This window comes from Cryobacterium lactosi, assembly GCF_004403945.1.
Taxonomy (GTDB): Bacteria; Actinomycetota; Actinomycetes; order Actinomycetales; family Microbacteriaceae; genus Cryobacterium; species Cryobacterium lactosi.
The window spans coordinates 158,689-172,848 of sequence record NZ_SOHM01000011.1; the positions used below are offsets into that span (position 1 = coordinate 158,689).

Genomic DNA, 14,160 nt, shown 5'->3' on the forward strand with positions numbered 1-14,160 from the left:
CACTCGATACCATGATGCGCTCCCGGCCGGACGGTGGCTAGGGCCGAAGCTGGCAAGGTTCCGTCAGCTGCCTCGACCCCGACGGAGGGCGGCGAACCACAGACCGGGTCACCGGGTCACCGGGTCTACCTCGACAAGCTCAGCACGGTTTCGACAAGCCCGGCCTTCGGGATGGGTGCGTTCCGCGGGGCGGGTCAGGAGTTGAGGGCGACCTCCGCGGGCGCGACGGTCTCCTGGGTCGCAGCGGTGCCGCCGGGAGAGCCGGGTTTTGTGGTCACGACAGTGGCCTCCTTCTCGGCGGCGGCGGTGATGCGGTTGGCCATGCCGCTGAAGATCACCCCGTGGAACGGCAGGATCGAGAACCAGTAGAGCCGGCCACCGAGTCCGCGCGGGAAGAACACCGCGCGCTGGCGGTAGATCGAGCCGCCGTCATCCGTGGGCTCGGCCCGCATTTCGAGCCAGGCCCGGCCGGGCACCCGCATCTCGGCGCGCAACCGCAGGAAGCTGCCCCGATCGATGCGTTCAACACGCCAGAAGTCGAGCACGTCGCCGGTCTGCAGGCGGTCCGGGTGCCGGCGGCCGCGCCTCAGGCCCACTCCCCCGACGATCTTGTCCATCCAGCCGCGTACCGCCCAGGCCAGCGGGAAGGAGTACCAGCCGTTCTCCCCGCCGATGCTCTCGATGACCCGCCACAAGTCGGCGGGCTTGGCTGTGGTGCGCTTCTCCTTGAGGTCGGTGTACACGAGGTGGCCGGCCCAATCGGGGTCGCTGGGCAACGGGTTGCTCGAGGCCCCCTCCGTCGCGGCGTTCTGCCAGCTGGTCTCCACGTCGCCGTCGCGCATCCGGCCCAGCGCCAGCCGCACCGCCCGGCGGTAGGTGGTGAGGCCGCCGGCCGGGGGCGGGATCACAGCATCTATGTCGTGCTCGTGCATGACGCAGTCGTATTGCAGCGACGCGATGATCGGCACGGCGAGGCTGCGCGGGATGGGCGTGACGAGGTTGACCCACTGCGACGCGAGCCAGGGGGTGAGCACCGGCAGTGGCGCGATGGGCCGCTGGTGCAGCCCGGCTTCGACGGCGTAGCCGTTCATCATCTGGCCGTACCGCAGCACATCCGGGCCGCCGATGTCAAAGGTGCGGTTGACCTCCGCGGGCACGTCGGCGGCGGCAACGAGGTAGTAGAGCACGTCGCGCACCGCGATCGGCTGGATGAAGTTGCGCACCCAGCGCGGCGCCGGCATGTACGGCAGCACCTCGGTGAGGTGGCGGATCATCTCGAAGGACGTCGACCCCGACCCGATCACGACCCCGGCCTGGAACGCCACGGTCGGCACCCCCGATTCCAGCAGGATGCGGCCGACCTCGGCGCGCGAACGCAGGTGCGGAGACAGGGTCTCGCTGTCGGGGTGCAGGCCGCCGAGGTACACGATGCGGGAAACCTGGGCGTCGGCAGCTGCGCCGGCCACGTTCCGCGCCGCCGTGCGTTCGGTCTGCTCGAAGTCGCCCTTGGCGCCCATCGAGTGCACCAGGTAGTAGAACACGTCGACGCCGGCGCTCGCCCTGGCCACCGAGTCACGGTCGCCGAGGTCGCCTTCGACGATCTCAACGTCACCGGCCCAGGGCACATCGGTGAGTTTCTGGGGCGAACGCACCAGCACACGAACCGTGTGGCCGGCCTCGAGGAGCTTGGGAACCAAGCGTCCCCCGATGTAGCCGGTGGCTCCGGTGACCAGTACGCGGCGAGCAGTCTTCTCAGTCATTGCGTCAGCCTAAAGCCGGAGTCTGGGCTGGACCTGCACATTCCTGCAGCCAGCCGCCGGCGCCTGTGGATGGATCCCGCGGCGCCGACCGGTCTGGGGGAAAATCGCCGGATGATCCTCCGACTCGACCCGCGGTATCCGCTCGTCTGGCGCACCCCAGACACGATCCAGCTGGGCATCGACCGGCCGGTGGCCATCGTCCCGGGCGTGACGGCACCGCTGGAGAGCGTCATCGCCGCCCTGCGGGTGGGGGTCCCCCGATCGGGTGCGCTGATGCTCGGTCGGCAGGCCGGCGCGACGGATGCGGCCACCACCGCCCTGCTCGGCGCCCTGGCCCCTGCCCTGGTGGGCCTGGACTCCCACCCGGAGCTGCCGGGCGCCGACGCGGCGCCCCTCACGGCGACCTGGTTCGACCCGCGGCCGGCCGGCGCGGTCCGCCGGGACAGCCGTCCGGTTGTCTTCGTCGACGGAGACGGCGACACGGCCGAACGCATCCGGCGGCTGCTGGCCGACCTGGGCATCACGGCCGCCCTCACACCGGGCGGCGCCGTGCCCGAACGCCCCGACCTCGCCGTGATCGTGGACCACTACGTGTTCGCACCGGAGCGGCACGGGCACTGGTTGCGCCGCGACGTGCCGCACCTGCCGGTGCTGTTCAGCGACACCGAGGCGCGCATCGGCCCGCTCGTTGAGCCGGGCGCCGGCCCGTGCCTGACCTGCCTCGACCTCGAGCACGTCGACGATGACCCGGCCTGGCCCGCGATCGCCAGTCAGCTGCTGACACGCACGGCGCCCACCGAAACGCCGCGGTTGAGCATCGAGGTGGCCGCAACGGCGGCGGGCATCGTGCACGAGAGGGTGTTCGCGTCCTCCAACGAGTTCGCGGCCGCGTCTCTGGCGATCGACGCGGCGTCCCTGGCGGTCAGGCGCCGCGCGCACCGGCCGCACGCGCGGTGCGGATGCCGATTTCTGCCAGAAAGCGTGATCGTTCTCGCGGGGAACGCTGCTGGCTTCCGGCCGCGGACCAGCTGAGGGACAGCCGCTTGCGCGCCCGGGTGACTCCGACGTAGAGCAGGCGGCGTTCCTCGTCGACCTGCTCGAAGGTGCCGGCGTAGCTGATCGGCACGAGGCCCTCGGAGAGGCCCACCACGAACACGGCATCCCATTCCAGGCCCTTGGCGGAGTGCAGGGTGGCCAGGGTGACCGCCGCGACGGTGGGTTCGTGCTGGCCGGCCTGGCGTTCCATCAGTTCGTCGGTGAACTGGCGGAAGGTGGTGCCGGGGGCTGCTTGGTCGACGAGTCCCATGATCGCGTTGAGCGCTTCCCAGCGGTCGCGCACCGCACCGCGGGTGTCCGGCGCGGTCTGGCTCCAGCCCAGGCCGCGCAGCACGTCGCTGACCGATTTGAACAGCGGTTCGCCCATGATCGAGACGGATGCCGCGCGCAGCGACATCACCGCCTGCTTCACCTCCGGCAGGTCGAAGAACCGCTTCGACCCCTTGATCTGGTAGCTCACGCCGACGTCGCCGAGAGCAGTCTCCAGCAGGGCGGCCTGCACGTTGACCCGGTACAACACGGCGATGTTCTCCGGCGCCACCCCGGCGTCGATGAGTTCGAAGATGTTCTGGGCCACGCCCCGGGCCTCGGCCATGTCGTTTGGATATTCCCGCACCACCGGCTCCACCCCGGTGTCGGCGACGGCGGCGTGCAGCGACAGGGCGCCTGGGCGGCCGCGCATCAGCTGGTTGGCGGTGGCGACGATCGCGGCGGTCGACCGGTAGTTCTGTTCCAGGCGCACGACGGTGGCGTCTTCATAGTGCTTGGGGAAGTCGAGCAGGTAGTCGCTGCGGGCGCCGGCGAACGAGTAGATGGTCTGGCTGGCGTCGCCGACCACGCAGAGGTCGCGCCGGTCGCCGAGCCAGAGCTTGAGCAGGTCGTACTGCAGCGGGGAGACGTCCTGGAATTCGTCGACGACGAAGAACCGGTACTGCTCGCGCACTTGCAGCGCCACCGAGGGCTCGGCTTCGATCATGCCGGCCATGGCCAGCAGCACGTCCTCGAAGTCGATCTGCTTGCGGTCGTCCTTCAACCGTTCGTAGCCGGCCTGCATGTCCAGGGTCTGCTCGATGTCCAGCCGGCCGGGCAGGGCGCGGCCGGCGGTGGCGTACTGGTCGAGGGAGAGCCCGCTGGTCTTCCGCCACTCGATCTCACCGGCCAGGTCGCGCAGGGTGGCGGTGTCGAGCTTGAGCTTGAGCACCTCGGCGGCGTGGCCGAGCAACCGGCCCTTGCCCTCGAGGATGCGCGGGGCCTGGCCGCCGACGACGTGCGGCCAGAAGTAGTTCAGTTGACTCAGCGCGGCCGCGTGGAAGGTCCGTGCGGCGACGCCGCCGGCGCCGAGCTGCCGGAGCCGGCCGCGCAGCTCGGCGGCGGAGCGGGCTGTGAAGGTGAGCGCCATCACCCGGGTGGGCGAGTACGCGCCGCTCATCACGCCGTAGGCGATGCGGTGCGTGATGGCGCGGGTCTTGCCGGTGCCGGCGCCGGCGAGCATGCAGACCGGCCCGATCAGGGCCTCCGCTGCGACACGCTGTTGCTCGTCGAGTCCGGTGAGCAGGGACTCGGCGGTGGGGGTCAGGCGGTCAGACACCCGGCAGCTCCGGCTGGGCCAGCCAGTCGTCGATGAGGGCACGGGCGATCGACGACGCTCCGGGCAGCATGATGCCGTTGTCGGGGTCGGCGAGCTCGGCGCGGCTGAACCAGCGCAAGTCGAGGATCTCGGTGCCGTCGGGCACCAGGGAGCCTGCGTGCTGGCCGTCGGCGAGCCTGGCGGTGAAACCGACCATGATCGACGCCGGGAACGGCCACGGCTGCGACCCACGGTAGACGGGGTCGGCGACCCGGATACCGGATTCCTCGAAGACCTCGCGCACCACGGCGGATTCGAACGATTCGCCGGGTTCCACGAAACCGGCCAGCAGCGAATACCGGTTGGCCTCCCACATGGCGTTGGAGCCGAGCAGCACCCGGTCACGGTCGTCGGTGATCAGCACGATCACGGCCGCATCGGTGCGCGGGAACACCTGGCTGCCGTCGACGGGGCAGTGCCGCACCCAGCCGCCTGTGGTCACGTCGGTCGCGGCGCCGCAGCGGGGGCAGTGCGGGTGCGAGTCGTGCCAGTGCAGGATGCCGAGGGACTCGGTGAGAATTCCGGTGTCGCGGTCGGAAAGCAGGGTGGCGTAGTCGCGGAGGCCCACCCAGGCGGCTTCGTCGGGTTCGAGCCGGGTGGCCTGGTCGTCGTCCAACTGCACGACCACGAGCGGGGTGCCGACGGGTTCGGCGGCGTCGGCGTCCAGCGACCGGCCGAGGTAGACCCGCGGGGTGGTCGTCGCCGGGGCGGTGAGATCGGCCGGCGCCAGCAGCAGCAGCCGGGGCGCGGCGTTCGCGGCAGCGGCAGAGGCGAGCAGCACCTTGTCGTGCCAGAGCGGCAGAACCCGGGTGCCGGCATCCGCCCAGAGCCTCTCGAACAGGTCGGGTTCGGCGCGGGCGTCGTGGTCGCGATCGACGGCGTGCCGGGAAAGCGGCAGCCTGGCCGTGAACCTGAACGACATGAGACCCCTCAAAGATCGGGCAACACGTGCCGAAGTTGTCTGCAGGCGTGGCGAATGGCCTCACCGGGAGGAACTCGACCTAACCTAGAAGGCATGGCCAGATCCCATCTCACTCTAGCCGCGTTGGCCACCAATGCAGTGCCGGAGCTCGACGTCGCACACGCCCGAAACCACAGTCACGCCGGCGACGGGTTGTTCGACTCTGCCCTGCTGATCACCCGCGACGAGAGGGAGCTGATCATCAGGGTTCCCACGTCGCAGGCGGCCGAAACCGAGCAGTCCGCCGATCTCGTGGCGCTCCGCGCGCTCACCACAGGCAACCGCAGCCGGCTGCCGTTCGACGTGCCCGTTTTTGTGGGTCAGGCGCCGTTCGAGGGCACCAGGGCCGTGGTCTACGAGCGCCTGCCCGGCGCCTCCTACGACGCGGATGCCCTCACCGGCCATGAGGGTGTGTCGGGTTCGATCGGGCGAGCGATCGCCGCCATCCACGGTCTGCCGTCGGCGTTCATCGGCGACGCCGGCCTGGTGCAGCAGAGCGCCCAGGACTGCCGCACCTCCACCATCGACCTGATCGACCGGGCCGCGAACACGGGCAAGCTGCCCGCGGCGCTGCTACGGCGTTGGGAACTCGCCACCGACGACGACGCGCTCTGGCAGTTCGCGCCGACCGTGATCCATGGTTCGCTGACCGCTGAATCGTTCCTGATCAGCGACGACGCCGTGTGCGGTGTGCTCGGCTGGTCGGGGCTCTGCGTCGGCGACCCGGCCCGCGACCTCAACTGGCTGCTGGCCGCCCGCGGTAGTGCCGCGGAGACCGCCGTGGCCACCTACACCGCCGCCCGGCAGGGCAACGACCCGCTGATCACCCAGCGGGCGATGCTCTACGCCGAGCTGGAACTGGCCCGTTGGCTGCTGCACGGCGTCGACACGCACGACGAGGCCATCGTGGAGGACGCGGTGTCGATGCTCGACGGTCTGGTCGACAACGTGCACAGCCACACCATGAACTCGCTCTCCCCCGACACCGGGCCGATCCTCAGCGTCTCCGACGTCGAGTCGATGCTCAAGGACACCCCGCGCACCCAGGCGGCCGGGTCCGGCGGCCGGAACAGCGACGAGAGCTCGGACTACGGCACCAGCGAGTTCGCCGACACCGGCTCGTTCGCCAGGGTCACCAGCTTCGACGGCACCGGCTTCGACACCGACTACACCGACGACGCGACGGGACCGATCTCCACGACCGGCGGCACCGCGGATGCCCCGGCCACCGACGACCAGGCCGCCAAGAGGTCCGCCTCGGAGTAGAGCCGTTCGGGGGCGACGATGCGGTCGTCGGCGACGAAGTAGAAGACCGCGTCGACGATGGCAGGGTCGATGCCCTTCCAGCGGGCGTAGGCGAGCCTGTACAGGGCGAGCTGGGTCTGCTTGAGCTCGAGGTCGGCGGCGTCCTTGGGCGCCTTACCGGTCTTCCAGTCAACCACCTGATAGCCGGTCGGGGTCTTGTAGACGGCGTCGAGCTTGCAGATGAAGACCTGGTCGCCCAGCACATGGTGGATCTCGATCTCCACCTCTTCCGGCGCCAGGGCGGCCCACGGCGACCTCTCGAAGGTGGCCTTGTAGCGGTCCAGCTGTTCAAGCTCGAGCGGCATCCCGTCGGCGTCGGCACCCCCGTCGAGGTCGAGTTCGCCCGGCCCGATGTCGATGAGGTCGCCGGACGACGCCTGAGTGGAGCGCTGCTCGACCCAGGAGTGGAACAGGGTGCCCAGTCGTGTGGCCCGGTACGGCCGTTCGGGCATCGGCCGGCGCAGCTTGGCGAGCACCGCGGCGGGATCGTCGACGTAGTCCTTGAACCTGGATGCGGGGATGCGGGTGGGCACGTCGAGGGTGTCGGGGCCGGCCAGGCGCTCCGCGCGTTCCCGCAACAGCAGGGTCACTTCCCGCGACCAGGGCGTCTCGGCGCCGCCTGCGCTCTCCGGGTCGTCGTGGGCGCGCACCAGGGCGGCGGCGGCCTCGACGACCGGGCGGCGCGTGCCGAGCGGGTCGAACGGCCAGACTTCGGTGGCGTCCTCGTCGGTGACGGGCTTCTCCTCGTGTTCGCTGCCCTCCGGCGGCGAGGCGATCAGCCCGGCTTCGGCCAGTTCGAGCAAGTACCGGCTGGGCTTTCGCACGGTGGTGCCGCCGCCCCAGAACGCCCCGGTGAGCAGCAGCTGCTGCTGGGCACGGGTGGTGGCCACATAGATCAGCCGGCGCTCCTCGGCGTCGTGCCGGTCGGCGAGCTCCTCCTTGTAGAGCTCGAACTCGATGTCGAATGACATCTGGGTCTCGTGGCCGAGGCGTTTGAGTTCAGGCAGCTCGGCCCGGTCGCCGCGGCAGGGGTAAGGCAGTTCGCCGAAGCGCAACCAGCCGGAGACCTCGCGGGACGGCGCGGGCAGGTTCTTCTCGGTCAGCCCGGGGATGGCGACGTAGTCCCACTCCAGCCCCTTGGAGCCGTGGATGGTGAGCAGCTGCACGGTGCCGGGTTCGGCGGCCTCGCCGCGCGGGCCCAGGTCGTCCTGGCGTTCGGCGCGGGCCAGCCAGCGCAGGAAGCTGGCCAGGGTGCCCACCTCGTCGCTGTCGAGGAACGCGGAGACGGCGTCGTGGAAGGCGTAGAGGTTGGCCAGGGCGCGGCCGTGGCTCTCGTTGGCGACGAGTTCCAGGTCGAGCAGGGTTTCCTGTTCGATCAGCCGCACGAAGTCGAGCAGGCCCAGGCCCGAGCGGCTCCGCAGCCAGGCCAGCTGCCGGCCGGCCTGGCGCAACCGCTGGCGGCCGTCGTCGCTGAACGCGGCGAGTTGGCCGTGCGATTCGGGGGCGGAGGCCACGAAGTCGAGCGCGTCCACGAGGGACCGGCTCTCCTCGGTGGCGACAGAGGCCCGGAGTTTGGCCTTGAGCTCGTCGGGTACGGCCTTCTGCGCCCAGTCGTGGGTGGCCAGCCAGCCGGCCACACCGGACAAGGCCTGCAGGTCTCGCACGCCGATCCGCCAGCGGCCGCCGGTGAGCAGCCGGATCAGGTCGCTGCCGGCGGCCGGGTCGTGCACCACCCGCAGCACGGCGAGCACATCGGCCACCTCGGGGGTGGAGAGCAGGCCGCCGAGCCCGAGCACGTGCGCGGGCACGCCGTGTTCGCGCAGGACCTCGGCGTAGAACTCCATGTCGCGCCGGGCGCGGAACAGCATCGCGCCGGACTCCGGTTCGGTCTCGGGTTCGCCGGGTCTGCTGCCGAGCCTGGCGGCGAACCACCGGGCGATGGCGGCGGCCTCGTCTGCGATGCTCTCGTGCATGGCAGCCTGCACCTGCCCGGCGGCCTTGCCCTCCGGCACTTTGAGGGTCTCCACCTGGATTCCGTTGGGCCGGGCGCGCAGCTCGGCGCTCAGCGGGGCAACGAGGGCGTTCGCGGTCTCGAGCACGGTCACCGGGTTGCGCCAGGTGAAGGAGAGTGACATCGACGGCGCCTCCGTGTTGGCCAGACCGGCGAAGTCGGTGGAGAAACCGAGCAGGTTGGCGGAGCTGGCGCCGCGCCAGCCGTAGATCGATTGGTGCGGGTCGCCGACGGCCATCACCGGGTGGTGCGCGAACAGGGTGCGCAGCAGCTCGGTCTGCAGCACCGAGGTGTCCTGGTATTCGTCGAGCAGCACGATGCGGTATTGGTCCCGGTAGTGGGACACCACGGCGGGCACCTTGCGGCAGACTTGCAGGGCCAGGGCCACCTGGTCGGAGAATTCGATCAGGCCCTGGCGGCGTTTCTCGGCCCCGTAGGCATCCGCCAGTTCGGCCAGCACGGGCAGCGGGGCGACGGCGGAGATGGCCTCGAGCACCGAGTCGTACGGCTTCTTCTTGCGCGGGTTGCCGTAGGGCAGGTCGGCGAGGTAGCCGAAGCTGTTCGCCAGCCGGGCGAGGTCGTGCGGCACGGGTTCCTCGCCGGGCACGAACGGGGGCGGGTTCTCGGCCAGGGCGCGGCTGAGCGAGAGCACGGCATCCGTGACGGCGTCGACGCCCTTGCCGTACTGCACCAGCCGGCCGTCGCCATGGGCCACGACCACCCGGCGGGCGAGCAGCCAGGCGCTGGTCTCGCTGAGCAGCACCGACTCGGGTTCGCGGCCGAGCAGCAGGGCGTTGTCGGTGAACAGCCGGCTGGCGAACGAGTTGTAGGTGGAGACCGCCGGGGCGTTGAACAGGTCGGCGGAGTCAAGGCTCCGCACAGGAGTGGGTTCGCCCGTGCCGGCATCAGCCACGCTCGCGGAGGGCATCAGCCCGGCCTCGCTGAGTTGCCGGATACGCCCGTTGATGCGTTCGGCGAGCTCGCCGGCGGCCTTGCGGGTGAAGGTGAGGCCGAGGATCTGGTCGGGCCTGGCGTGGGCGTTGGCCAGCAGCCAGAGCACCCGGTTGGCCATGGTCTCGGTCTTGCCGCTGCCGGCGCCGGCCACCACGAGGGTGGGGCGAAGCGGCGCCTCGATCACGGCCTGCTGTTCGCTGGTGGGCGGGAACATACCGAGGGCGGCGGCGATGTCGAGGGCGGACACCGACCGGGCGGGCGTGGTTTCTGGGTTCATGAGCTGACCTGCTTGATGACGTGGATGCGGCACGAGCCGAAGGACCGGGGGTTGAGGCAGTGCTCGGCGATCTCCGCCACGAAGGTGGCACCACCCATGCCGGCGGCATCGTCGGTGACCCGGGTGGTGAAGGCCGCGAGTTCGTCGGGGCTGAAGGCCGGCTGGGTGGGATTGCGGTAGTTCTGCTTCTGGGTGCCGGAGGACACGATCACCAGACGCGCGCCGGCCAGGTCCATCCCGGGTTCCAGGCCGTCGATCACTCCCGCAGAGAAGGCCAACTGGTAGGCGCCGAGCTGCGGGTGTTCGGCCACCCCGGTGTCGCTGGTGGGGTCGCCCTTGCCGGTCTTGAGGTCCACGATCACGGCCCGGCCGTCGGGCAGCCGCTCCACCCTGTCGATGGTGCCGGAGAGCACCGCGCCGCCGAGGTCGAGCTCGAATCGGCCCTCTGCGCTGAGCAGCCGGGTGCCGTCGCGGGCGCCGTCGCCGAGGTAGGCGGCGAGCCGGTCGGTGAGTTCACGGGCCTGGGTCTTCTGCACCCTGGACTGCCAGTCGGCGTCGAAGACGAGTTCGCCCCAGCGGGCCTCGACACCCGCCCAGAGCGCGTCGGCGGTGATCCCCGCCGGGTCGGGGCTTGTGGCCGGGTCGGTGGCGTCTTCCATCACCTTGTGGATGATGGTGCCGAGGTTGGCCGCGGTGCTCGAGTCGCCGCCGCCGATCTGGCCGATCAGCCAGTGCAGCGGACAGGTCTCGAACGCGCTCATCCGCGACGGCGACACCCGCACAGGCCCGTCGCCGGACTCGGGGTCGTTGAGCGGGCGGTCCGTGCTGGCCGGGCGCAGTCCATACCATTCGTCGGGCGACGCGCCGGGGACCTTCTCGCCGGCCAGGCGTGCCAGCGTGGCGGCGGCATCCGTGGCCCGGGCCGGCAGCACGGCGGGCAGCGCGGCAACCGGGTCGAGGTCGGCTCCGACGGGTTGCAGCCGGGGCCGCAGGGTCTGGGTGAGGTCGCGGCGCAGCCGGCCGACCAGCCCGCGCAGCGACAGCGGGTACCGGGCCAGCAGGGCGGGGTCAGGCTCCGGCAGCAGCCGCAGGAACGCGGAGGGCTGGTTCTCGTCGTTATCGACCGCGGTCACCAGCAGTTCGGCTGTGCTGCGCGACGCGGCCTGGGTGAACATGCGCAGCTCGTCGTGCAGCACGCCGGTGCGGGCGCCGGCCGGGTCGGGGGTCTCCCCGGCGGCGATCAACGCCAGATCGCCGGAGCCGAGCAACGAACCGCGGATGCGCAGGTCCGGCCAGACGTTCTCCTGCACGCCGGCCAGGACCACCAGGTCGTAGTCGCGGCCGATGGTGCCGCTGGGGGTGGAGACGACCACCGATTCGGCCAGGGCGCGCGGGGCGAGGGTGTCCTCGGGCACGTCGGTGTCGACAAGGTGCTCCACAAAGAGCACGGGCGGGGCGGCCGGGGTGCGTTCGACGAAGCGTTGCGCGGCGGAGAACAGGGCCACGACGGCGTCGAGGTTGTGGTTGGCCTCGTCGGCGTCGATGCCGGTGCCGGTGGATTGCTCGGCCCAGGCTGGGGCGAGGCCGCTGCGCTGCCAGAGTCCCCAGAGCAGTTCCTCGATGGTGGCGCCGGCCGCGAAGGCTGTGCGGGTCTGCCGCAGGTTCTTGGCGCAGGACGCGGCCCGCCGGGCGGTGCGGTTGTCGATCGGGTCGAGCAGGGCCGGGTCGGCGAACACCTCGACGAGAAGCTCGTCGGCGGTGCGGATGTCGTCGGTGCTGAGCTCCGGCCGGCTGAGCTCCTGCTGGCGGAGCGCGGCGCGCAGGCGCCGCAGGGTGATCGGGTCGAGGCCGCCGAGCGGGCCGCGGAGCAGCTCCACGGCGGCGTCCGCGTCGAGCTGTCGGCGGCCCAGGGTGACGTCGAGGGCCAGGATGAAGGCGCGCACGGCCGGTTCGTCACGGAGGGCGGCCTGCGAGGCGGCCACCTGGGTGGGCACCTCGAGCGCGGCGAGACCCTTGGACAGCGCCGGCACCAGGGCGCCGGTGCGCACGATCACGGCCATCCGCCCCCAGGGCAGACCGTCAAGCACGTGGCGTTCGCGCAGGCGCCGGGCGATCACGGCGAGCTGATCGGCGGGACTGGCGGTGACGACGGTTTGCACGGCGGTGGGCACGGCGGCCTGCATAGCGGTGGGCGCCGCAGCGGGCTCGGCAGCTGGCACGGCGGCCGTCTGGAGGTCGGCGGTGCCGGCCGCGCGCTGGGTTCCGGCCGCGGCGGCGCCGATCCGGCCGCTGAACTCGCGGATCACGGCGCGCAACTCACTGCCGTGCCGGTGCACAGTGTGCAGGGTGAGGGTGGTCACGTCGGGCAGGCGCAGGTAGTGGCCGAGCCGGCCGAGGGCATCCGGGTGGGCGCCGCGGAACGACCCGGTGCTCAGGTCGGGGTCGCCGAACGCCACGATCGTGACGCCGCGGGCGGCGAACTGGGCCAGCAGCGCCAGAGTGGACTGGGTGGCCTCCTGGGCGTCGTCGAGCACGATCAGCTTGAGCGCACCGAGCGGGCCAAGCGGGTTGCCGGTGCTCCCGCCGCTCAACGCGCCGGCGCCGGCGTGGCGCGCGGGCAAACGCGGCGCATCCTGAACGATGGCCGCGGCGAACTGCACAAGCTCGGTGGAGTCGAACTGGCCGGGCCGGCTCTGGTCCTTGATGTCTTGGTAGTCGTTGATGAACGCGGCGGCGGCGGCCCACTCCGGCCGGTCGTTCTCGGCGGCCATGGCGGCCAATCGGGCGGGTGTGACGCCGTACTCCACGGCGCGCATCATCAGGTCACGCAGTTCGGTCCGGAATCCGCGCAGACCCCGCACCTCGGCGTCGAGCGGGCTCGGCCAGGCCGGACCGGTGCCCGAGGCGATGTCGCCGGCCAGGATCTCCGCGATGATCTGGTCCTGCTCACCACCGGTGAGCAGGGTGGGGCTGGTGTGGCCGGCCGCCACCTCGGCGTCCCGCACGATCTGGAAGGCAACGGAGTTCATCGTGCGGGCCAGCGGACCGTTGGTGGGCACCCGCAGGCGCAGGGCCAGCCTGTCGCGAAGCGCTGTCGCGCCGGTGCGGGTCGGCACAAGCACGAGCACCTCGCTGGGCGAGAGGCCGTGGCCGAGGACCCGGTCGGCGACGAACTCGACGAGGGTGTGTGTCTTGCCGGAGCCCGGGGCTCCGATCACGGCGGCGGAGCGCCCGACGGGCAGGGCCAGAACGGCCAGCTGGGAGGCATCCAGCCCTGCGTAACGGCCGGGCACGGCCTCCTCGGCCGGCGAGGACGAAGCGGCAGGGGTAGCGGGCTCGTCGAGCAGTTCAGACACCGGGTTCATCACGGTCCAACGGTAACGGGTTGCGCCGACAGTGAACGTGGCGGGCCGAGCGTGGGGCATGTCGTAATCTGAGCGGGTAGGCAACCGAAAGGCGCATCCGTGGACATTCGCATTGGCATTTTCAACTCCCCCCGGGAGATCAGCTTCGAGACGACCCAGCCGGCCAACGAGATCGAGGAGACCGTCGCTGCGGCCCTCGCGGGGCAGACCGGATACCTCAAGCTCAGTGACAAGAAGGGACACGTGTACATCGTCCCGACCATCGGTCTGGCCTACGTCGAGCTGGGCTCTGAGTCCTCCCGCCGCGTCGGCTTCGTAGCCTAAGTCCCATGGAGCTCCTGTTCGTCGCCCTCGGCGGCGCGCTGCTCGGGCTGGCCGCACGCTACGCCCTGCCCCGTCGCCTCACGCACGGTTCCGTGCTGGTGCCGGCGGTGGGCACCGGGGTGGCGTCGCTGGTCTGGGTCGCGCTGACGTGGCTCGGCTGGGCGTGGGATGGCGGCTGGATCTGGTGGGTGTCCCTCGTGGTCGCCGCCGTGGCATCCGTCGCTGTCGATGTGGTTCTGGGGCGTCGCCGCGAGGCCGCAGACCTCACGATGTTGCACAGCATCAGCAAGACCGGCCTGCCCGCGTAGCATCGGCCGGCACAAGAACACCCTCATCGAGTCGATGAGGGTGTTCTTTGTCTAAGGACGAGCGGATGCGGCGGCACACGCCGTGCGGCGCTATGCGGGGCAGGCGCCGCTGTGCGCCTGGCGCGCCACCCGCGCACCGGCGCGGCGCCCGCACAGCTCCACGGACGGCACCCGCGCACCTCGTCGGGCCGCGCTCGAGCGCCTCGGCGCCC

General features: G+C 71.2%; 9 protein-coding genes. 4 read left to right on the plus strand and 5 right to left on the minus strand.

Annotated elements, in window-relative coordinates; translation table 11 throughout:
* Positions 1-194: 194 nt before the first annotated feature.
* Positions 195-1,760: an SDR family oxidoreductase gene (locus tag E3T61_RS06445; RefSeq protein ID WP_134640068.1), complete on the minus strand. Its 1,566-nt coding sequence runs from the start codon at positions 1,758-1,760 to the stop codon at positions 195-197.
* 111 nt (positions 1,761-1,871) lie between these two features.
* On the opposite strand from E3T61_RS06445, the gene E3T61_RS06450 reads away from it, so the two are divergent.
* The gene (locus E3T61_RS06450) at positions 1,872-2,792 is read left to right on the plus strand and encodes a TOMM precursor leader peptide-binding protein (protein WP_166793161.1); all 921 of its coding nucleotides are present in this window, start codon (positions 1,872-1,874) and stop codon (positions 2,790-2,792) included.
* On the opposite strand, the gene E3T61_RS06455 is transcribed toward E3T61_RS06450, so the two are convergent.
* Positions 2,683-4,404, minus strand: coding sequence for an ATP-dependent helicase (locus tag E3T61_RS06455; protein WP_241992423.1), 1,722 nt, complete (start codon positions 4,402-4,404; stop codon positions 2,683-2,685). The genes E3T61_RS06450 and E3T61_RS06455 overlap by 110 nt on opposite strands.
* Positions 4,397-5,365: an NAD(+) diphosphatase gene (nudC, locus tag E3T61_RS06460; protein WP_134640070.1), complete on the minus strand. Its 969-nt coding sequence runs from the start codon at positions 5,363-5,365 to the stop codon at positions 4,397-4,399. The genes E3T61_RS06455 and nudC overlap by 8 nt, the downstream gene beginning before the upstream one ends.
* Positions 5,366-5,458: 93 nt before the next feature.
* Here nudC and E3T61_RS06465 point away from each other — a divergent pair, with 93 nt between their 5' ends.
* Positions 5,459-6,670 carry a phosphotransferase gene (locus E3T61_RS06465; protein ID WP_134640071.1) on the plus strand — a complete coding sequence of 404 codons (1,212 nt, stop codon included), beginning with the start codon at positions 5,459-5,461 and terminating at the stop codon, positions 6,668-6,670.
* On the opposite strand, the gene E3T61_RS06470 is transcribed toward E3T61_RS06465, so the two are convergent.
* Both E3T61_RS06470 and E3T61_RS06475 read right to left on the minus strand, forming a co-directional pair.
* Complete coding sequence (locus tag E3T61_RS06470; RefSeq protein ID WP_134640072.1) at positions 6,571-9,951, minus strand: ATP-dependent DNA helicase; 3,381 nt, start codon at positions 9,949-9,951, stop codon at positions 6,571-6,573. The genes E3T61_RS06465 and E3T61_RS06470 overlap by 100 nt on opposite strands.
* Positions 9,948-13,376 carry an ATP-dependent helicase gene (locus tag E3T61_RS06475; RefSeq protein WP_241992424.1) on the minus strand — a complete coding sequence of 1,143 codons (3,429 nt, stop codon included), beginning with the start codon at positions 13,374-13,376 and terminating at the stop codon, positions 9,948-9,950. The genes E3T61_RS06470 and E3T61_RS06475 overlap by 4 nt, the downstream gene beginning before the upstream one ends.
* 39 nt (positions 13,377-13,415) lie before the next feature.
* Here E3T61_RS06475 and E3T61_RS06480 point away from each other — a divergent pair, with 39 nt between their 5' ends.
* Entirely contained in the window at positions 13,416-13,640 is a 225-nt protein-coding gene (locus E3T61_RS06480; RefSeq protein ID WP_130178210.1) for a DUF3107 domain-containing protein, read from the plus strand.
* A 5-nt stretch (positions 13,641-13,645) separates the two neighbouring features.
* Positions 13,646-13,948, plus strand: coding sequence for a hypothetical protein (locus E3T61_RS06485; protein WP_134640073.1), 303 nt, complete (start codon positions 13,646-13,648; stop codon positions 13,946-13,948).
* The last annotated feature ends 212 nt before the right edge of the window (positions 13,949-14,160 follow it).